This is a genomic window from Massilia sp. CT11-137, assembly GCF_047302885.1.
GTDB lineage: Bacteria > Pseudomonadota > Gammaproteobacteria > Burkholderiales > Burkholderiaceae_D > Telluria > Telluria orientalis.
On the sequence record NZ_JBKYMP010000002.1, the window covers coordinates 2,675,134 to 2,692,204 of the forward strand.

A 17,071-nucleotide genomic window follows, 5' to 3' on the forward strand; every position below is an offset into this window, starting at 1 on the left:
CGGCGGGCGGAACGATTCAGCGGTTGAAGCAGACTCTTACATCTGAAACCTAGTTGTAAAGCTGTGTTCTCATAGGTAAATCAGGTGCTTACATGATCAATTTAGGAGGATGACATGCACAAAAATGCAGGGACCAGCCCCTAAGTAAACAATAACTTAGGAGCGCATTTCTGTAATTTCTGGAGCGTCTTCTGACTGCTGATCAGGCGATGGCGGCACGATGACGATCTGGCCGTCGACCACCTGCATGACCAACTCGGCCGACTCGGGCGTGATGACGTGGTAGTCGGTCACGGTAAGAATCCGTTCTTCTTGCCCCATTCCTGGCACGATCGCCCGGTCGCCAAGTCTTCCTCCACGGCCAGTTTCAGCGCCTTAATATCTCGGTCAACGTCCGGTCGAACCAGCCGGCCGGGTGGATTGGCGCCGTCGCCGCTGGCGGCATCTGCGGTTTGGGCGGGGGCGGGAGGTCCGTCACAGATGGCGGAACCGACGTACACGCGCTGAGTAACAATGCGCTCGCGAACAGGGGCAAGTTCTTCATTTTTGGCTTTCGTGATGATGGAATTGGTATGAGCCTGGGCAGCGGCAGTGGCGGCGTTCTCGGTCGTCCGTTTCAGCACGGCGACAGCATCCAGTGCGGCGCGCTCCTTCATTGCGGCAGCATGGCCGGCGTCATACCGCTCGGCGCCGTAGTGGTGGATGCCGAACCATGTGCCGACCGCGAGCAGCACGGCAAGCACGGCGGCGATGAGCAGGCGTTCGAGCGCGGTCACGAATGCACCTCGTCATAGAAGGCAAGATTCCGGAAGCGCATGATGTCGATCAGCTTCTTCGCGTAGTCCGGGTCGGTCGCGTACCCGGCCGCCTGCAGAGCACGCGCCCAGCCCGGCCCGGTCGTCTCCTTGAAGCACGCCGCATAGCGCGGGTTCTTCAGCAGGAACTGCGCGTGGTCGACCATGCTGTCGAGCCAGCTGGAGTAGCGGCGGAACTTGTCGGGCATAGCCACGCTCTTTCCGTCCACGTGCTCATGCGTGCCGAAGGTGACGGTCGGCCCGGTCCACGATTTGTCCGCCTTGATGCCGAACAGGTTGTTGCCGATCGCGCGCGCGCCCCACGAGGATTCGAGTGCGGCCTGCGCGAGGGTGATGGATGCTGGTATCCCGGTCTTGCGCTGGCAGTCCTGCGCGGCTTGGGCCAGCATGCCGATGAAGGCGCTAGGCGGCATGATTCTCCTTCGCTGCCTTCGCAGCCGCACGAGCACCGTGCACGATGTTGTAGACGACGAGGGCCAGCCCGACAGCGCGGAACACGTTCGCCGGTAGGTACGGTGCCAGATCAGGCAGGTTGTCGCGTAGGGCGTCGATGATGGAATCCGCGAATGGGTATGCCGCCAGCAGTACGGCGTTCATCCACACGGTGAACGATTTACGCGCGGCGCGGATATGGTCGAGGATGCTCATGCGATTTCCTTCTCTTCGTGTGCACGTTCGCGCCAGGCTTTCTCCAGGCGGATCAATTGGATGCCCAGCACAACGAGCGCTGTCACGATGCCGACGGCCATGGAGGCGACCGACAGCCATCCTTGGATCGCCTCCATCTTGGTAGCTGCGCCAATGGCGGTCGTGCTCGCGGCAACGGCTGCGGCCATCTTCGGATTGCTCGCCGCGGCCTCAATCGCGGAGCGTACGTTTTCGGGTTCTTGCATGGTTTGTTCTCTCAAGGATGGTGGCTGCCGCTGAAATGATCACGATGACGAACCAGATCGAGCCAAGGAAGATCAGCATGGCGGTCGGGAATAAAAAGTCGAAGCAGTTGGGCATACGTCAGCACCCACATGAAGCAGTTGTAAAAGGTGGGCGAGACATATGCGACGTACAGAAGCCAGCCAGCGAAATTCCCGACGATCGACGCCAGCAGCAGCCGCTGCGCATCCGCGCATAGCCGGCCATGAAGCAAGGCGGGCGCGGCGTACAGCAAAAGAAGATCCAGTAGCGCGGCGCTGCCGTGAAACATCAGCATGCCTTCGGGCGTATTGGGCAGATGGCCCGTTGCCCATGCATGCCCGTACATCGCTAGCAGAATCGATGCCCCGGCAAGGCAGCGTGCGCGCCACGAGTTCATTTCTTCTTCGTCGGCGTGGTTTTCTTCTGCTGCTCGGTCGGTGGGCGTTGCTTGCCGCCGCCCGCGCCGGTTGCCATAGTCGATTTCTTCATGTGTGTTTCCTTTCGTGGTGGGTGTGGGATGTGGACTACGCTGCAGCAGCCTCGATGGCGGCCAGCTTCAGTGAGAAGAGTTCGTCGTAGCGGACGCCGTACCGGTTGCCCGCCGGGCGCGCCACCTGGACGATCACGCCTTCTTCGTCCACGATTTCCGGCAATGCCTCCCACTCGTCGTAGCAGAGCAAGCCGTACGCGAACGCATCGAGGCCCTCGGCCTCAAACGCTTCCTTGACCTGCTGGGCGATCACGCCGAAATGCCAGCGCGCGCCGTCCCCCTTGGCTTGCACCGCATCGTTGAACTTGAACTGAACGAGATTGACCCGCCGGACTGCGCGTATGGCGGCTTGGTTGATGTCCTGAACTTGCTGCTTTTCGCGTCCATCGGACGTGTTGATGGCGCCCGTACCGGCGTACACAGTTTTGAAACGGAAGGTCGCCCCGCCGAGGTCAGTTGCGTTGTCCTGGCGCGCGAGCAGCGCCGACGAGGACAGCGATAAGATGTCCGTGCCGGCCGCTGTTTTCCAGAAATGAGAGTCGGTCTGGTACGACAGCGTGGCCCCCGCAGCGGTCGCGGCGATAATGTTCGATCCCGCGCGGGTAAAAGTCAGCGTTGCGCCAGAGGCCTCTAACTGGATATTGCCGACAGTGCCGTAGAACGTCTCGATGCCGGTCGAGCTAAAACGTTTCTTCGCTGCGCCGTTCAGCTGTAGCTCCAGCGCCTTGGCGCCGGCATTATCCGGGTCAGCGACCAAGTCGACGAAGCCGGGATAGCCGAACGTCAGGCGGGCGGCGAGATTGGTCAGCTTCGCGACGTTGATCGCGCCCGGGAGGCTGCGGTGCATCTTGTATTCGGAGGCATCGGGCGGCCGGTTGTGCGTGAAGCCGATCAGCGATACCGCTTCCGGCGCCGTGGCGATCGGGCCCACAGCGGCGCCCGAGCTTTCACCGTAGCCGCCGATCAGGCGAATATTCGCTGCGGCCGCGCTGGCCGGCACATAGTTCAGCAGCGTTCCGGTCCACAACTCCCAGAAGCAACTGATGAAGTCGATTTCCGTGGCAGCCTGGATGTAGATCGAATTCGTCGCGCGCAGGAATTTGCAGTTCGTGAACGTGGTCCGGGTCGTGCGGTTGTTCGCGCCCGTCGGATCTGGACGAAACCACACGTCGTACGTACCGCTGACGTTGGTCATTACGTTCGTGAAATGGTGGTAGAAGCCGCCAGAGTCCGAGCCGCCAACGGTCGGCCCCGGCTGCAACATGATCTGGTGCGTGCAATTCGAGATAAACGCGTCGCGCACGGTCTGGTACGACTGGCTCGTGAACGTAGTGGTCTGCGTGATGCTCTCGGGGACGCCGCCGTAACCGACCACGGAGGCAAGGTTATTGCCGTCGATCTGTAGGTCGCGCACACCCGAGAACAGACGCGCGTTTCGCACGACCATCATCGTCGCTGAGTTGGCGCGCAGGATCGTTCCAGCGCCTTCGCCCTCGATGATGATGCCGTTCGCGGTCGTGGTCACGCCGCCCGTGCTCGGGATCAGGATGCCGTCCTTGAAGCTGTCGCCGCCGGCCTTGCCGTCGAGGCGGTAGCCACCAGCAGGAACGAACAGCCGGCCGCCCCCGCGCGAGACAAGATAGGTCATGGCTGCGGAAAACGCCCCCGTCATGTCGAGCGAGTATGTGTACGCGGCTGCATCGGCGCGCTGGTCGTTCGTCATGAAGTCGGTGACACTGACGCGTTCCCGGCTTTTATCCTGCAACGTGCGCGCAACTGCGCCGACGCCGGACTGGATGAAGCCGATCAGGGACGATCCTGCTGCGGCCGCCAGACCGACAACGTATGAGCCAATGCTGAAGTCATCCGACGTCGGCGCGTAGAAGACCGTGCGGCCTTTCGAGTCGATGACCGTTTCGGAATACGCGCTGTCGTAGAACACGTTCGCCGGGGCGTTCGAATCGTTGACGATGTAGCCGTTCAGCGTGCGCGCGGGTTGAGCGACGGGCAGCGTGCCGGCCGCGTCCCAATACACCGTGACAGGATGCGTTATCGGGTCTTGGTCCGGTTCTCCGAAGTAGACGGAGCCGTTACTCAGCGGCTTGCCGTCGAGGCCGGTGTAGGTCTTGAAGGGTTGTTCGACTGGGAGCATGCGGGCCTCTTAGTTTTGTGTGTCTTGTGCGTTTGCGAGTACTGCCGGCGGCATTTGTGCGGGCTGCTGCTGGGGCACCGTTTGATGTTCTGCGCGCTCCTGTAGAGCGGCCGCGATCGCGCGCGCGTAGTTCGCCTCTTGGGCGGTGTTTGGCTTGGAATTCGCCAATTTCAGCAGTAGGTTGCGAACAGGCGCGGATTCGTAGATGCGAGCGAGGCCGCCAGCCGTAGCGGCAGCGGTTACGGTCGTTCCAAGATCGGCAAGCGCTGATGCCCCAAGGGCGTAAGGCGTCAACGTCGCGCCCGTGGTAGTCGGTGCCACTGCGGCGTCCTGAGCGCGCCGCGTGACGCGCAGCAGTCGGATCAGTCCTTGGATAGAATCGCGCTCCGGGCCGTGGAAAAAGATGTCCAGCTTCTTCCCATGCTTCGCCAACTCTGCGCCGAAGGCATTCGGGTTGACCACGCCGTCGCGAGTCGCCTTCGTCGCCGCGTCGTTGATCAGGGCTGAACGCACCTGCGCGCGGCCGGACGTCCCGAGCGAGTCGTACAGGATCTTGTTTTCGCTCGGCTTGTTCGAATAGATCAGGTTGCGCACGTTCTCCGGCGTGATGTCGCCCTTGTCCAGTACGCTCTTGAGGCGCGATGCCTTCAAAAGCTGTGACTGGTCGCCATAGACCTGATTCGCACGCTGCAGCTTGCCGAACTTCTCGGGCGTCAGGTTCGCCGTCGCGAAGTCGTCCATGTCCGACTTCATCGCGTTGTAGACCTGCCCGACGAGGCGCTTGGCGTTGCTGGGAAGTTGGCTACGGCCCGCAGCGTCGACCGAGTCCATGAGCTCGCGTACCGCCGTGCGGGACTGGCGCATGGTCGAAAAGCTTTGCTGCCCGCTCTCCAGCGCGCTCTTAAGGTCGGTCAAGTCCTGAATGTGTCCGGCGGCCCCCGGCTTGAACGTGTTGGGCTTCGACAGTTCGGCAACGGCGTTGTCGATGGCCTGCAGGGACTTGACCGGCGCAACCGGGCCGACCGCGTCCAGCTCCTGGCCGGTCTTGTCGATCACGTTGCCGGCGGCGCGCTTGATTGCACCGATCTTGCCTTTGATGCTGGAGACGATGGCCTCGTAGCTCGGCGTACCGTATTTCTCGGCCAAGTTCGACACTGCAGCCTGTCGCGCCTCCTGCTGGGCTTCGCGCACGCCGGCGGTGCCAGCAACCGGGATGCGCTCACCGACCGCCTGCGCCTGCTTGCCCATGAACGTCTTAGGCGGCAACACGTCGGACGTGAGCACAGGGACGTCAGCCGCTTTACCGGCGTCGAGAATGGCCTGTTGCTCGGGCGAGATGCCGGCGCCGCGCAGCGCTGCGACACGAGACGCACCGGCAACGGCGGCGGGAACAGCTACGCCTGCTGCAAGCGCTGCGGCTAGTTGGGCGCCCGGGCCGCCGCCACCTTCCGCAGTTGCTTGGCTTGCCCCGCCTGCCGCTCCACCGGCTGCGATCTGCATTCCTGGCTGCGCCGCAAGTTGCTGGGCGACCGCCTGCGTTGTCCCGGTGGTTGCCCCAGCAATTCCGCTAGCTGCTGCCGCGCCTGCGCCTGCACCGGCCATTCCGCGTGCCACCGCGCCGACGACGCGCTCAGCTTGGGTTTCCGGTTGCGGCAGCCTGAGCGCGTCCGCAGCGTGTTGACCGATCTTGGACAGCGTCACCGGGTCGTAGTCCTTGCCAGTGACGGCGCGCACTGCAGCACCGATCGCGTTGACGAACGGGTCAGTGAGCATGCCCGCGCCATTGGCGACGCCTTCGATGCCATAGCGAGCCGTAAGCCCCACCTGTCGGCCGAGGTCTTCCAGCACGCCACGATTTTGCCCGGGCTCCGCTGACTTCTCGTCACGGACGACGTGCCCGGTCACGTCCACGCGCGGCACGCTCGGGTCGATTTCGTTATTCGGCGTGCCATATTTGGCCCACGGGCCATCTTCCGGTGTATCGGCGGCAGCCGGCGCGGTCTGGTACTTCTCCCACGGGTCGGCCATTACAGTTTCTCCCAGCTCGACGGCTTCGATGGGTCGCCGCCCTTGTAGCGGTAGCCGCCGTCGACGGTGCCGATGGCCGGGCCAGAACTGGCCGATGAGGACGATGCGGCCGGTGCGTTCGGTGCGGCCGGCGTATCAGGGCTCCCAAGCTGGACGCCGTAACGTTTGCTGACAGCGGCCCGCCCTTTGTTCAGAAGGCGCGTAGCCTCGTCGAGGGTCGCGCGAAACTGCTTCTCGGACTGGACGCGCGACAGATTCTGGAATGCCGATTGGAGCTTTTCGCCTTCAGCATTCGAGAGTGCGCCCATCCCCTTGATGTTCGGGATCTGCGACAGAAAGGCTTGGGAGCCGAGCGTTTCGATCAGCGCAATAGCATCCGATCCCTCATCAGTGAATGCAGGCGTACGACCCTCAATGGAGCCCACCACGGCATCCAGACGAGGATTGGCCTTGATGCGCTCGATCGTGTTGAGCATATTGTCGATGTTTCCGGCAGCGCTTTCGGCGTCAGCAACCTTCGCACGCGCCTTGTCGCCGAATTCCTGCTGCGCTTTCTGAAGCTGCAAGGAAAGCTCCTGCCGCTTCAGCTGGTTGTTCTCCCGCGCGATCTGCGCGTTCAGGTAGCCGATCTTGGTCTGGTCGCGCTTGAACTGGTTGTCGGTGCGGATGCCTTCGAGGTCGAGCAGCGCCTTCGTGTCGGCGTACTTCGCGGTGACGGCGTCGGTGGTCGCCTTGGATTTGGCCGAGTCGGCGCCGGAAATGGCTGCGTCAGCGTCGGCTTCGCCCTTGCGTACGAGGCCGGGCTGCAACTCGTCAGCGCGTCGTTCGCCGCCCAGATCCTTGAAGGCAGCGGCGAATTTATCCGGGCCAAGGGCGCTTGCCAGCTGCATCCCAATGATGGTCTTCGCCTGCGCTGGGTTGTCGTGCACCATCTTGGCAAACTGTTCTGCGCCGGCGGCGCCTTGCTCGTTGCCGCTGTTCCGCAGTGCTGTAGCGCGTTCAGTCAACAGCTTTTCCGCGACATCGGGCTGCCCGTTCAGCACGGCTGCATATACCTGAGAGGCATGGTCGACGTGGGCCTGCTGCTGCGCGGGCCCGACAACATCAGATGCGCGCTTGAGCTGCTCGCTCAGCGCGGGGTACTTCACCATGAGGGCGCCAATCGCCGACGGCGTCGGGTTCTGGCTCAACGCCTGCAGATCGCCCTGCATTTGCTGCTGCTGAAGAAGTGCGGCCTGCTTCTGTTGCTGCTGCGCGCGCACATCGTTGATTGCAATGCCGTTCTTGAGCCCGGCAAGAAAACTGTCGCCTGGTGAGGGTAAGTTCGCAAATGCGCTGGTGTAGTCGTACGGTTCGGGCATTAGAAGGTCCCTCCCAGGTAGGCGCCGAAGGTGTTCGTCAGTCCATTGATCAGTTGGCCGTTCGCCCTTCCATTGGCGAGCGCTGCACCCGCCTGCGCCGAGCCCTGCTGGCCCAACAACTGGGTAACGTTATTGCCAGTCGCTAGTCCGGCGTTACCGACTCCGGCTGCCGCGTTTTGCCCAAGGCTGGTCATGCCACCGAGCCGTGAATACTGCTGATCGATCAGTTGAGCCAGTAACTGCGGCTGAAACTGCCCCAGGGCCGCCTGCACGTTCCCGCCACGAAGGCCGCCGGTAGCGGAGGCGTTCGCCAGAATGGCATCCTGTCCGGACTGGCTCAGCGCCTGATATTGCGGCGATGTCTGGATGCCGCTGATAGCTGCCTGCTGGGCCGCTGTGCCGTTTGTGCCGAGCAGGTTCTGCTGTGCTCCAAGCGCGCCAGTGCCGGCATTCACGTACGGCGACAGCAGTTTCTGTACCTGATCGAACTGCCGATGTTGCTCATCGATGCCAGCTTGTGATGCTTGCGTGCTTGCGTTTGCGGCACTACTTGCCGCGTCTTTCTGGCTGTCCGCCGCGAGGTAGGTACCCACTGCGGCCGCCGCATATCCCCATGGCATAGGGCTACTCCTTGTCGGTTTTAATGCACACGATCAGCGTGATGCGCTCGTGCGTGGTCGGGTTGGTCACCCAGTGCAAATACGAGTTGTCGAACCAGAACAGGTCGCCGGGTGCGGTGACGAGCTGCTCACCTTCGAAGCAGAAGGCTTGACCTGGGGCAGCCGCAATCTGGATCGCGAACTTGTCGTAGTAGCGCGCATGCCAGCCGTGGTCGACATGCGGCTTGCACTCGGCGCCTGGCGGGATGCGCGTGATTAGTACCCCGCCGAGGCGGTCACCGTGCACCGCGGCCATGAGTGGATAGACCAGTTCGCGCAGCGGCAGGCATTCAGCCGCCGGATACCAGATAGCGTCGTGGTCGGCGTCGCCGTTCGCGCCGGGCGGCGCGAAGCGGGCCCAGATGTCGGACAGGCCGTGGTGCGGCGAGTCGATGCTTGCGGTGCGGGCGGTATGCTGGTCCCACAGGTGCGGGTTGGCCGCCAGGGCCGCGCGGATCGGCTCGACGTTCAGGCCCGAGGCCAACAGGCGAATTTTGTTCACGCCAAGCCCTCGGCGATGGCCAGCATCTGTGCGGCGTCCGGACGCTCGATTAGCACCTCGTCGACGTGGGCCGGATCGGTTTCGTCGGTAGCATGGATGCAGAACCAGACGACGTCGGTCAGCGCTTTCACGCCGTGATGTTGGTGCGCGCGGATGGTGAGCAGCTGCGGCGCGTGCGCGATGGTACGCTGGCCGTCGACTTCGACTTCCACCATACCCGCCGCCAGCAAGGCGAAGTGGTCGTAGTGGTGACGGTGCTGGACCAGAATCGATCCAGCGGGGAACGAGGTTTCCTTCGCGTACAGGCCGTCTGCGAAGTGGTGTGCGAGCTCGACCTGTTTGCGAGTAGGGATTCGTGCCTGAGAGGCCAGGTCTTGCGATGTGCCGGGGTCCAGCAGCATGATTTCTCCCGTTCGGGGTTCATGGCCGCTGGTAGCCTGGACTCAGCTACTGCCCAAGAAACGGGCAGATGCTGAATTATAGAAATATCCTATGAGAAATTGCAATCAGGATAGAAAGGATTCATGACTATGTGAACTTGCGGCCACTTGCGCGCACCTTGATCGTGCTCGCGGTGGGGCAAGTGACGGTCAGTTTCCCGCCGCTGGCGATGGTGTGACCGACAATATCGGGGAAGGGCCACGAGGCGCCGACGACGAGCGCTTTCGCGAACGTCTGCACCGACGTGCCATCGGGCGCGAACAGTTGCGCGGTCGCGGTTGCGGTAACAGCACCTTCGTTCGTGCACGTGAGCTTGTCGACGGCGGTTACGCACTGGTCGGACAGGTAATAGGCGCCGACGCTGGCCGTGGCGGTAGCGGCGGCGAATGTGCCTTCGATGAGGACGGCGGGGGTCGTGGTCATGGGTCAAACTCCTTTTGCAGTGTTGGCGGCCTTGAGCGCATTCGCTAGCGTGATGCACGAGGCTAGATCGGTGGCATTCGCCGGATATGCGGACGCGGTGCCGAGGCTATCCGCGACGGCGGCATGTAGGTTCGCGACAAGCGTCGTGCTCGCGACGACGAGCGGCGCCGTGCCGGTAGCAACGGTGGACGTGATCTGGTTCGAGACGGTCAGTGCTCCTGTGATGGTCACCAACTGCGTTGCCAGTTCGATCAGCTTCGCGCCCGCGATCGCGATGTCGAGCACATCGGGGGCACTGCGGTAGAGGCCAGACGATGTATCGCCGCCCAGCGTCAGACTCGGTGCGGCCACTGTGCCGGCATCGAAATTGGCCGTGCCGCCGGTGATCGCGACGGAGTCGTGGTTCTGCGCGCTGATCGTTCCCAAGTGCGTGCGCGGCGTCGTATCGTCGCTGTCGACCTGCGGAACCTGCGCCGGCATGGTCTCAAGCCGCGAAAGCGCGTCGACGAGCAATGACAGCAATGCGGCATTACTCTGCGCCACGGCTAGAGCAGATCCGGCAAGGGCGTTCGCTTCCTCGATCGTGGACGGGAACGTGTCGCCGACATCATCGAACACTTGCTCAAGCGCGATCACGGCGCGCTGATTGCCCTGTGCGATCTTGGCGAGAACGTCACGACTCAAGTTCAGCTTAGGCATTCAGCGGCTCCAATTTTGCCTCCAGTCGGGCGACGGCGATATGCGCGTCGCTCGTGCCCCGGAATTTCTGGATGCGCCAGTTGCGCATGCTGCCTTGACCGATCCACACGAGGCGCTTCGCTCTCTGACCTTGACGCCCGGCCTTGATGGATCGCTCCAGGCTCCACGTCTCGCCATCCAGCGAGTACGATGTCCAGATGACCGGATCGGCGCCGAGCGGAACTCGCCCGGGCAGCGCGACAAGCTCCAGTTCGTGGAAGATCGCACCCATGCCGGCGTTGTAGAGGATGCTCGTACCGAACTCCCAGCCGACGACTTGGCCGTAGTGCGTCGAGACAGTTTCGTCCAGCTCCCCCAGCGCGCCTGACGTCGGGTCGCCGCACAGCCAGCGGTCGTAGCACCACACGAAGTTGCGCGCACGGTACTGCGCCGGCGACGTCAGGCCGGAATCGACCGTGAACCATACCGGCTCGCCCAGCACGGCCGATGCGGCGCCGTCGTACACCAGCGTCTGATCGGGCAGATGTAGGTAGAGCAGCTGGTGATTTTTCGTGACGCGTGTCTCCATGACCGATGCTGCAAGTTGCGCTTCGGTGTAGTCGAGCAGTAGCGTATCGATCTCGCCAGTCGACACCTTTTGCGATGCCGCGTTCATGCCGAGCCAGATGGCCGGAGGTTCGCCACGGCCGCCGCCAAGGAATGCAATCTGATCGCCGTACAGCGCGACGCAATGCGTGCCGATGGCGCCGCGGTTGATTTGCGCGCCCTCGATGCGGCTGAACGGGAAGCCCAGTCCTCCGACGTTCTCGAACATCTCGATCGTGTACCTGTTGACGGAGTAGACCTCGCCGGCTCGTGTCTTGAGGTTGCGCTTGATCGGGTCCGGATCCGCCTCGCTGCTGCCGTACTTGAGCGGGTTCACGGACATTGGATCATTGAGATCTGTGACGACGTTCGATGTGCCGTCCGTGGTCATGAAGTAGCCGCCGACCCAAATCACGTCCAGCGCTTCGCCTAAGTCTGCGTCGCTTACCTGGGTCAATGCTGACCCGTTCCAGTAATACAGGTTGCCGCCGCCGGCGATGGCAAGGCGATCAAAGGAGTAGTCCATGCTGACCGAGCCATATCCGGCAATGGCGCCCAGCGCGGTAACCACCCCGTTCGACTCGATACGCACGAGTTTGCCACCCATCACGCGATAGCAATGGCCATTCCAGTTGATCGCCCCCCGATCCACGCCCGGCCCGGTGCCGATCTGAGTGATGCCATCTGCCGGGCGCAAGTAGCCCGCGCTGATGCCCTGCGCGCGGGGCACGGGGATCATATTGCGCGGGTACTTGGTCCTGAAATCCGGACCTTCGTCAGCCACGATCCCGCTCAGGATTGGGATCTGCATGGCTTAGAAGCCCTCGCCCGACATCACGTGCAGCGTCGTGCCGGTCGCGGAGATGTGCGACAGCTTGTCGTCGCCCATGGCCTTCGTGATGACGACCTGTGCGCCGGCGGGGACCGGGTAATCGGCCGTGGTGGCGGTGAGCGTGCCCGTACCGACGCGCACGTAGCAGACGTTCGCGCCGAGGTTCGTCAGGATCAGTTGCTTGCTGCCGGGCGTCAGCGTAGCGGTTGCGGCGCCGGCCGCCGGGGTCAGGACTTGGCCGGTACCGTAGCCTGGTTGAACGGGTGCTTTGATGGTCATGATGAGTCCTCGTTAGAAGCAGCGCCACGGCTTGTTGCCGGCGCCAATGAGCGGGAGGCCGGACGACTGGCCAATAGGGGTAACGGCGACGCCGAGCAGGGCGTTATAGCCGCGAGTGGCTGCCGCGATGGTCTGCGGCGTCAGCGTCTTGCCGCGACTGGATGCCAGATTCACGGCGAGGTTCATGTAGACCGGCCGATTCGCGCCGTCCGGGATGCCCGAATCATCAGCGATGTTCGAATCGTCGGGCGTGGCCGGCAACGCGTAGCCGATCGAGATACCCTGATCAGCCCACTCAGCCATCATCGAATCGAGCGTACGCAGCGCGCTTTCGAGCGTGTCGGCGTCCAGGTCGAACACGACGTGCGCGAGGGCCAGTTCGCCGAATGCCGCTTCGATAAGCTGCTGCTTGGTCCACATGATCAGCCTTTCAGTGCGGCATCGACCATCGCCGACAGTTTTTCAGTCGGGATGTTGCCAGGGTAGGACAGGCCCAGCTCGTCCGCTTTGCGCTTCAGTTCGTCGCGCGTCGGCGGGGCGTTGTCTGCGGCATCCTGCAATGCAGCCTCGTGCGCGGCCTTCGCTTCGGTCGTGGTCAGGTACCAGCCGGCGGCGAGCGTCGCCTCGATCTGGTCGTCATTGACGATCGTGTAGTCGAAGCGGCCGCCGTGGATTTCGTGCGGACCCGGGGCTTTGTACAGCATGGTCGTGTTGGACATGGTTCCTCCTGTGGTGATCAGTGTCGAAGCAAATGCCTCGGGTTCTTGGGTAATCGGATGAAGAAATCGGGTGCGGCGGGCGGCGTGCCAACGTAACCGCCGGCCGCGAACGTGGCACCGTCGAGAGTGCTGGCAAAGGAGCCGGATGCATTCGCATTGACGGCGCCTGACGCGGCCAGCGTCGCCCCGTCCAGCGTCGAAGCCAAGGCGCCACGGTTCGTGACTGCACCGCTCGCGACCATGCTTGCGCCCCCTAACGTGCTGGCGAAAGCACCGACGTTCGTGACGTTTCCTGTGGCCGCCATCGATGCGCCAGCCAGCATGCTCGCGATCGTGCCGGATGGAGCATTGCCGACGGTTCCCGATGCAGTGAACGCGGCGCCGCTCATGGTCGAGGCGAACGCACCTTGCGCGATGATCTGCCCAGTGGCGACGAAAGTCGCGCCATCCAATGTTGCGGCCAGGGATCCGGTCGCATCGGACGCCGAAGTGGTGGCGTACCAGAGGCGCCGCGAAGGAAGCTTCCAGAGTTGCCATGGATTGGCGCACAGGGACAGCATTTCGGCATCGGCCAACGTGCGTGACCAGCCGAGCACCATGGCCAGCCCACCGGTAGTCCATCCGCCGGCTGTGCCGCTTGCTCGCGCGCCTATGCCGACTGGCAACGCTGTAGTCGGCGCGATTAAGTTCGTTGGGGTGGCCGTTGCAATCTGGCCGTTCTGGAATGCTGCCGTGCGCGTCGCACTTGCGGTCGCACCCATTCGCACGCCACACATCAGTTCTGCCGTCGTCAGGGAATTCGGCATCACCGGCTGACCGGTAACCGCTGCACTGGTGTTGAACGGGATGAAATCAACTTTGTTTCCGCTGAGGCGGAATTGGAAATAGCGCGGGCCGCCATTGTCCATGTCGATCGCGTTTTGGGTAACGCCGGCCGACGCGGTCGCTACCGCGAATAGGCTGTAATTCGTTGTCGTCAGACCATGATTGCCGATGATCTGATATGCACGGCTCGTGCTGGAGTTGGACTTCGCTCCGATCCCTGCGGCCGTTGCCACCGGCGTCGCGCCAGCATATGGAATGTTAGATTGCCCATTGACGCAGAAACCAAATGCAAGCGCGCCGTGCACAAACGCGAACGCAAGAGACTGGGCGATTTGGTTCGACCAGTCGATCTGCACAGCCCCCTGAGGCTGTTGCGTGTAGCAGGATGACACGAGCAGGGACAGCATCGGCTTACGTGAGGTCGCCGCTCAGGTCGAGCGTGTACACGTCGTTGCCCGACGAGGCGAATGCGGCGCCGCTGTCGTTCTTCACGATCAGCTTCGTCGCATAGGGCAGCACGCCGCCGTGAGCATTCGCCAACGAGAACTTCTTGCGCTGCAGCGTAGCGTTCGAGTTGAGCGGCAGCACGCCGACGAAAATCAGGTTCGGCTCGTCCGTCGTGGTCGTGCCGCTGGTCGGGCCGGTGTCGAAGTTCGTGCCGTCGAGTGATGCCTGCGCGAACAGCACGGCCTGCTTGTTGCCGGACACGGTGCCGGGTGTGACAGCCAGTTCAACGAAGCATTCCAGCGGCACCTTGCCGCCGCTGTTGTGCGTTATCGTGCCAACGGCGACATAGGTCGCGCTGGCAAGGCTGTTGAGTGCGGCAGCGGCGCCGGAGAGCTGAGTGCGAGAGCCTTGAGAGATTTTCGCGGTCGTCATGGTCAGCTCGCGAACACGTCAACCGCAGCATCCACCGCAGTCTGTACGGTGGCATCCGTAGCACCGATGATCTGCGCAAGGGTCACACCCGCGTTCTGCGCGAGCACCGCCCATACCATCCGGTTGCCCTCGGCCTCGGGGTTGGCATAAACGGCTTTTGCCCAAGCCATGCGGGCCGCATGGTTCGTCGTGCCAGTGGCTTCGGTGCGCACCTTCTCGGCCGCGATGACGCACGCCACGCGCACCTTCTGGCGCAGCATGTCGTTAGCCGATGCGTTCAAGAGTTCTACATAGGTGGCCATTACGGATTCCCTTCCGTGAGAACAGCGCTCGTGCACGAGACCTGCACGCCGGACGTGATCGTGGTGGTATTGAGGATGTAGTCGGCGCCGGACGTGCCCACGCTGCAGTCCGCGACGAATGCGCCAGTGGAGTCGACGATGCGCCCCCACGTTGCCGTGCCGGTCGCGCCGGCAGTGGCCGATGTGATGGCGGAGAAGGTCAGCGTGCCGCCGGATGCTGACGGAGCGGACGGATACGACAGCGTGAGCTGCGCGAGCAGGTTGGTAGCGGTGCCGCCTGTCGCCGGCCGCGTGCCGTCGTAGACACGCAGGAAGCCAGCAGCGCCGCCGGCATCGATCGCCGTCTTGATCTGGTTGAGACGGTTGTTCCGCGTCGTGGTGTTGAGGCCGAGCGTCATGCTTCACCTCCCAGCTGCGCCTTGACGCGGGCGCACCACGTCAGCGCGGCATTGCGTGCCAGTTCTCGCGAATCAGCACGACCGCGCTCTTCGTTGACGGCGCCATTGTCGGCGTACACACGTGCGTGCCACGACCATTTGCCGTCGGCGTCCGGCGCGTCACCGACGAAGTACTCGTGATGCACGCGGCTACCTGGCGCCAGATTGGTATCGATCCGCACCGGCTCCGGCGCAGCTTCGGTCGCGGCCTTAGCCTGGCCGGCGAACATGTTCTTGAAAGTGCCGAGGATTCCCATGGCGATCCTAAAAAAACGACCCGCACGAGGCGGGCCGCAAAGCCCGGATAAACCGGACGGAGGAGACAACGGAGAATTACGTCTGCGAAAAAAGTTCGATCCCCGACATTTGGGGTTGCAAGTTGCAAAGGCCGTAAAAAACGTCCCAGCGGTACTTGGTCGACAGATCACCGATCGCACCCTGGCGCGCCATGGTCACGGTAATGCCGTTGTCGGTGGTGGCCGACATGACCGACATGCCCGAGTCCTGCGCCGGCTGGTACTTGCCCGGGATGATCTCGAAGGCTTCGTCTTGCCAGAACGGCGCGACGACGCTCGACACGGTGTTCAACCACGTGATGGCGGCGCCGCTGGCCGGCGTGGCGGTCACGTTCTTGTACTGCAGTTCCGGATCGGTCGGCGACGAGTCGGCAGCGATGATCGGCGGCGAGATGGTGACGACGCCCGAGCCACCCGCACCGGACACGATGGCCGTGACGCGGAAGGTCTTCAGGTTGCCGGTATCCTGCTTGGTGATGTGGTGAACTTCGTTGACGCCCGCGATGGTGAACGCGTCGCCCACCTTCACGGTGCCGCTGGTGACGGCGATGGTCAGGTTCTGGAAACGGTTGTCGACGTTGCTGATCTCGCCGGTAGCCGCGGTGCTCGTGGCCTTCGGGACGTAACGCTGGTTCGCGCCGTTGACGGTCACGGTCACGCCGGCAGCAGCGGTCAGGCGGTAGCCGTAGTCCAGCTTGAACGTGTCGAAGTTGGCGATCTGGCCGACAGCGGCCTTTTCGTACGCCGTCAGAGTCTTGCCCGACAGGGTTTGACGGCCGGCGAGGTTCGACGCCATGCTGTTGTAGTGGTTCGACGGCAGGCACAGCTTGCGGCCGTCCATCTGCACGCCCACGCGGTTGAACGCGTCGTCGATGGCCGCGACGTCGTCGTAGCCGGATGCGGCGGTCGTGCGCTTGATCACGACGGTGCCGGTCAGGGCCGCGAGGTTCGAGCAGTCGACGTTGATGTCCGATGCCAGGCGCTGCATTGCGGCCTTGCCCAGCCGCTGCTCTTGCAGCATGTCGCGCAGTTCGGTCGCGGACAGCGTCAGCGGGACCGAGTGGCTGTAGCCCAGCGTCGCCGGGACGGACAGTTGCGTGTAGTTTCGGTTGAAGTTGGCCGACTGGTCGATGCCGGTGAACGATTGCGCGACGTACGGCATCGGGCGCCAGAACGTATTGCCGGTGCGCTCGGCTTCGGTGCCGTCGAAGGTCTGCTTCTTGAACAGCTTGGAGATGATGCCGGCGTCCTGAAAGCCCTCCAGGGCCATGTCGAACGCTACCTTTTCCTCTTTCGAGAACGAATTTGCCATGATGGCTCCATGAAAACGGTTGAGTGAATTGCGCTCTGTGCGCGTGCTACTTCGCTCATCCGTTTCCGGCCGGACGGGGGCCTTTCATGTGCTGCAACTGCCCGTAGGTGGGCGAATCCTTGG

General features: G+C 63.0%; 24 protein-coding genes. All 24 read right to left on the bottom strand.

All coding sequences use genetic code 11. The annotated features are described in order from the left end of the window. Nucleotides 1-156: 156 nt before the first annotated feature. Nucleotides 157-294 (bottom strand): hypothetical protein, encoded by a 138-nt coding sequence (locus tag ACEN98_RS28700; RefSeq protein WP_413388275.1) that lies wholly within the window; start codon nt 292-294, stop codon nt 157-159. Next, complete coding sequence (locus ACEN98_RS28705; RefSeq protein WP_413388276.1) at nt 291-776, bottom strand: hypothetical protein; 486 nt, start codon at nt 774-776, stop codon at nt 291-293. The genes ACEN98_RS28700 and ACEN98_RS28705 overlap by 4 nt, the downstream gene beginning before the upstream one ends. Then, nucleotides 773-1,228 carry a glycoside hydrolase family 73 protein gene (locus ACEN98_RS28710; RefSeq protein WP_413388277.1) on the bottom strand — a complete coding sequence of 152 codons (456 nt, stop codon included), beginning with the start codon at nt 1,226-1,228 and terminating at the stop codon, nt 773-775. Before ACEN98_RS28710 ends, ACEN98_RS28705 begins: the two co-directional genes overlap by 4 nt. Then, entirely contained in the window at nt 1,218-1,463 is a 246-nt protein-coding gene (locus ACEN98_RS28715; protein ID WP_413388278.1) for a hypothetical protein, read from the bottom strand. Before ACEN98_RS28715 ends, ACEN98_RS28710 begins: the two co-directional genes overlap by 11 nt. Beyond that, on the bottom strand, nt 1,460-1,708 hold the full coding sequence (locus ACEN98_RS28720) for a hypothetical protein (RefSeq protein ID WP_413387699.1): 249 nt from the start codon (nt 1,706-1,708) through the stop codon (nt 1,460-1,462). The genes ACEN98_RS28715 and ACEN98_RS28720 overlap by 4 nt, the downstream gene beginning before the upstream one ends. Before the next feature lie 11 nt (nt 1,709-1,719). Beyond that, the gene (locus tag ACEN98_RS28725) at nt 1,720-2,124 is read right to left on the bottom strand and encodes a hypothetical protein (RefSeq protein WP_413387700.1); all 405 of its coding nucleotides are present in this window, start codon (nt 2,122-2,124) and stop codon (nt 1,720-1,722) included. Nucleotides 2,125-2,251: 127 nt separating this feature from the next. Beyond that, nucleotides 2,252-4,369: a tail fiber domain-containing protein gene (locus tag ACEN98_RS28730; protein ID WP_413388279.1), complete on the bottom strand. Its 2,118-nt coding sequence runs from the start codon at nt 4,367-4,369 to the stop codon at nt 2,252-2,254. A 9-nt stretch (nt 4,370-4,378) separates the two neighbouring features. Next, nucleotides 4,379-6,397, bottom strand: coding sequence for a hypothetical protein (locus tag ACEN98_RS28735; protein WP_413388280.1), 2,019 nt, complete (start codon nt 6,395-6,397; stop codon nt 4,379-4,381). Then, nucleotides 6,397-7,758, bottom strand: a complete 1,362-nt coding sequence (locus ACEN98_RS28740; protein WP_413388281.1) for a hypothetical protein — start codon at nt 7,756-7,758, stop codon at nt 6,397-6,399. The genes ACEN98_RS28735 and ACEN98_RS28740 overlap by 1 nt, the downstream gene beginning before the upstream one ends. Continuing rightward, a complete protein-coding gene (locus tag ACEN98_RS28745) occupies nt 7,758-8,378 on the bottom strand; it encodes a hypothetical protein (protein WP_413387704.1) in 621 nt (206 codons plus the stop codon). Before ACEN98_RS28745 ends, ACEN98_RS28740 begins: the two co-directional genes overlap by 1 nt. A 4-nt stretch (nt 8,379-8,382) precedes the next feature. Continuing rightward, nucleotides 8,383-8,919: an aspartyl/asparaginyl beta-hydroxylase domain-containing protein gene (locus ACEN98_RS28750; protein WP_413387705.1), complete on the bottom strand. Its 537-nt coding sequence runs from the start codon at nt 8,917-8,919 to the stop codon at nt 8,383-8,385. After that, nucleotides 8,916-9,320: a cupin domain-containing protein gene (locus ACEN98_RS28755; protein WP_413387706.1), complete on the bottom strand. Its 405-nt coding sequence runs from the start codon at nt 9,318-9,320 to the stop codon at nt 8,916-8,918. Before ACEN98_RS28755 ends, ACEN98_RS28750 begins: the two co-directional genes overlap by 4 nt. Nucleotides 9,321-9,447: 127 nt before the next feature. After that, nucleotides 9,448-9,783, bottom strand: coding sequence for a hypothetical protein (locus ACEN98_RS28760; protein ID WP_413387707.1), 336 nt, complete (start codon nt 9,781-9,783; stop codon nt 9,448-9,450). 3 nt (nt 9,784-9,786) lie between these two features. After that, entirely contained in the window at nt 9,787-10,482 is a 696-nt protein-coding gene (locus ACEN98_RS28765; RefSeq protein WP_413387708.1) for a hypothetical protein, read from the bottom strand. Next, nucleotides 10,475-11,878 (bottom strand): packaged DNA stabilization protein, encoded by a 1,404-nt coding sequence (locus ACEN98_RS28770; RefSeq protein ID WP_413387709.1) that lies wholly within the window; start codon nt 11,876-11,878, stop codon nt 10,475-10,477. The genes ACEN98_RS28765 and ACEN98_RS28770 overlap by 8 nt, the downstream gene beginning before the upstream one ends. A gap of 3 nt (nt 11,879-11,881) precedes the next feature. Further along, complete coding sequence (locus ACEN98_RS28775) at nt 11,882-12,178, bottom strand: hypothetical protein (RefSeq protein WP_413387710.1); 297 nt, start codon at nt 12,176-12,178, stop codon at nt 11,882-11,884. Nucleotides 12,179-12,190: 12 nt separating this feature from the next. Next, entirely contained in the window at nt 12,191-12,598 is a 408-nt protein-coding gene (locus tag ACEN98_RS28780) for a packaged DNA stabilization gp4 family protein (RefSeq protein WP_413387711.1), read from the bottom strand. 2 nt (nt 12,599-12,600) lie between these two features. Then, the gene (locus tag ACEN98_RS28785) at nt 12,601-12,897 is read right to left on the bottom strand and encodes a hypothetical protein (RefSeq protein WP_413387712.1); all 297 of its coding nucleotides are present in this window, start codon (nt 12,895-12,897) and stop codon (nt 12,601-12,603) included. Between the two features lie 17 nt (nt 12,898-12,914). Next, on the bottom strand, nt 12,915-14,129 hold the full coding sequence (locus ACEN98_RS28790) for a hypothetical protein (RefSeq protein ID WP_413387713.1): 1,215 nt from the start codon (nt 14,127-14,129) through the stop codon (nt 12,915-12,917). Nucleotides 14,130-14,133: 4 nt separating this feature from the next. Then, entirely contained in the window at nt 14,134-14,601 is a 468-nt protein-coding gene (locus tag ACEN98_RS28795) for a hypothetical protein (RefSeq protein ID WP_413387714.1), read from the bottom strand. Between the two features lie 2 nt (nt 14,602-14,603). Beyond that, entirely contained in the window at nt 14,604-14,903 is a 300-nt protein-coding gene (locus ACEN98_RS28800; protein ID WP_413387716.1) for a hypothetical protein, read from the bottom strand. Continuing rightward, nucleotides 14,903-15,301 carry a hypothetical protein gene (locus ACEN98_RS28805; RefSeq protein WP_413387717.1) on the bottom strand — a complete coding sequence of 133 codons (399 nt, stop codon included), beginning with the start codon at nt 15,299-15,301 and terminating at the stop codon, nt 14,903-14,905. Before ACEN98_RS28805 ends, ACEN98_RS28800 begins: the two co-directional genes overlap by 1 nt. Beyond that, nucleotides 15,298-15,597 carry a hypothetical protein gene (locus ACEN98_RS28810; protein ID WP_413387718.1) on the bottom strand — a complete coding sequence of 100 codons (300 nt, stop codon included), beginning with the start codon at nt 15,595-15,597 and terminating at the stop codon, nt 15,298-15,300. The genes ACEN98_RS28805 and ACEN98_RS28810 overlap by 4 nt, the downstream gene beginning before the upstream one ends. A 76-nt stretch (nt 15,598-15,673) precedes the next feature. Further along, the gene (locus ACEN98_RS28815) at nt 15,674-16,948 is read right to left on the bottom strand and encodes a P22 phage major capsid protein family protein (protein WP_413387719.1); all 1,275 of its coding nucleotides are present in this window, start codon (nt 16,946-16,948) and stop codon (nt 15,674-15,676) included. Nucleotides 16,949-17,071 lie beyond the last annotated feature (123 nt).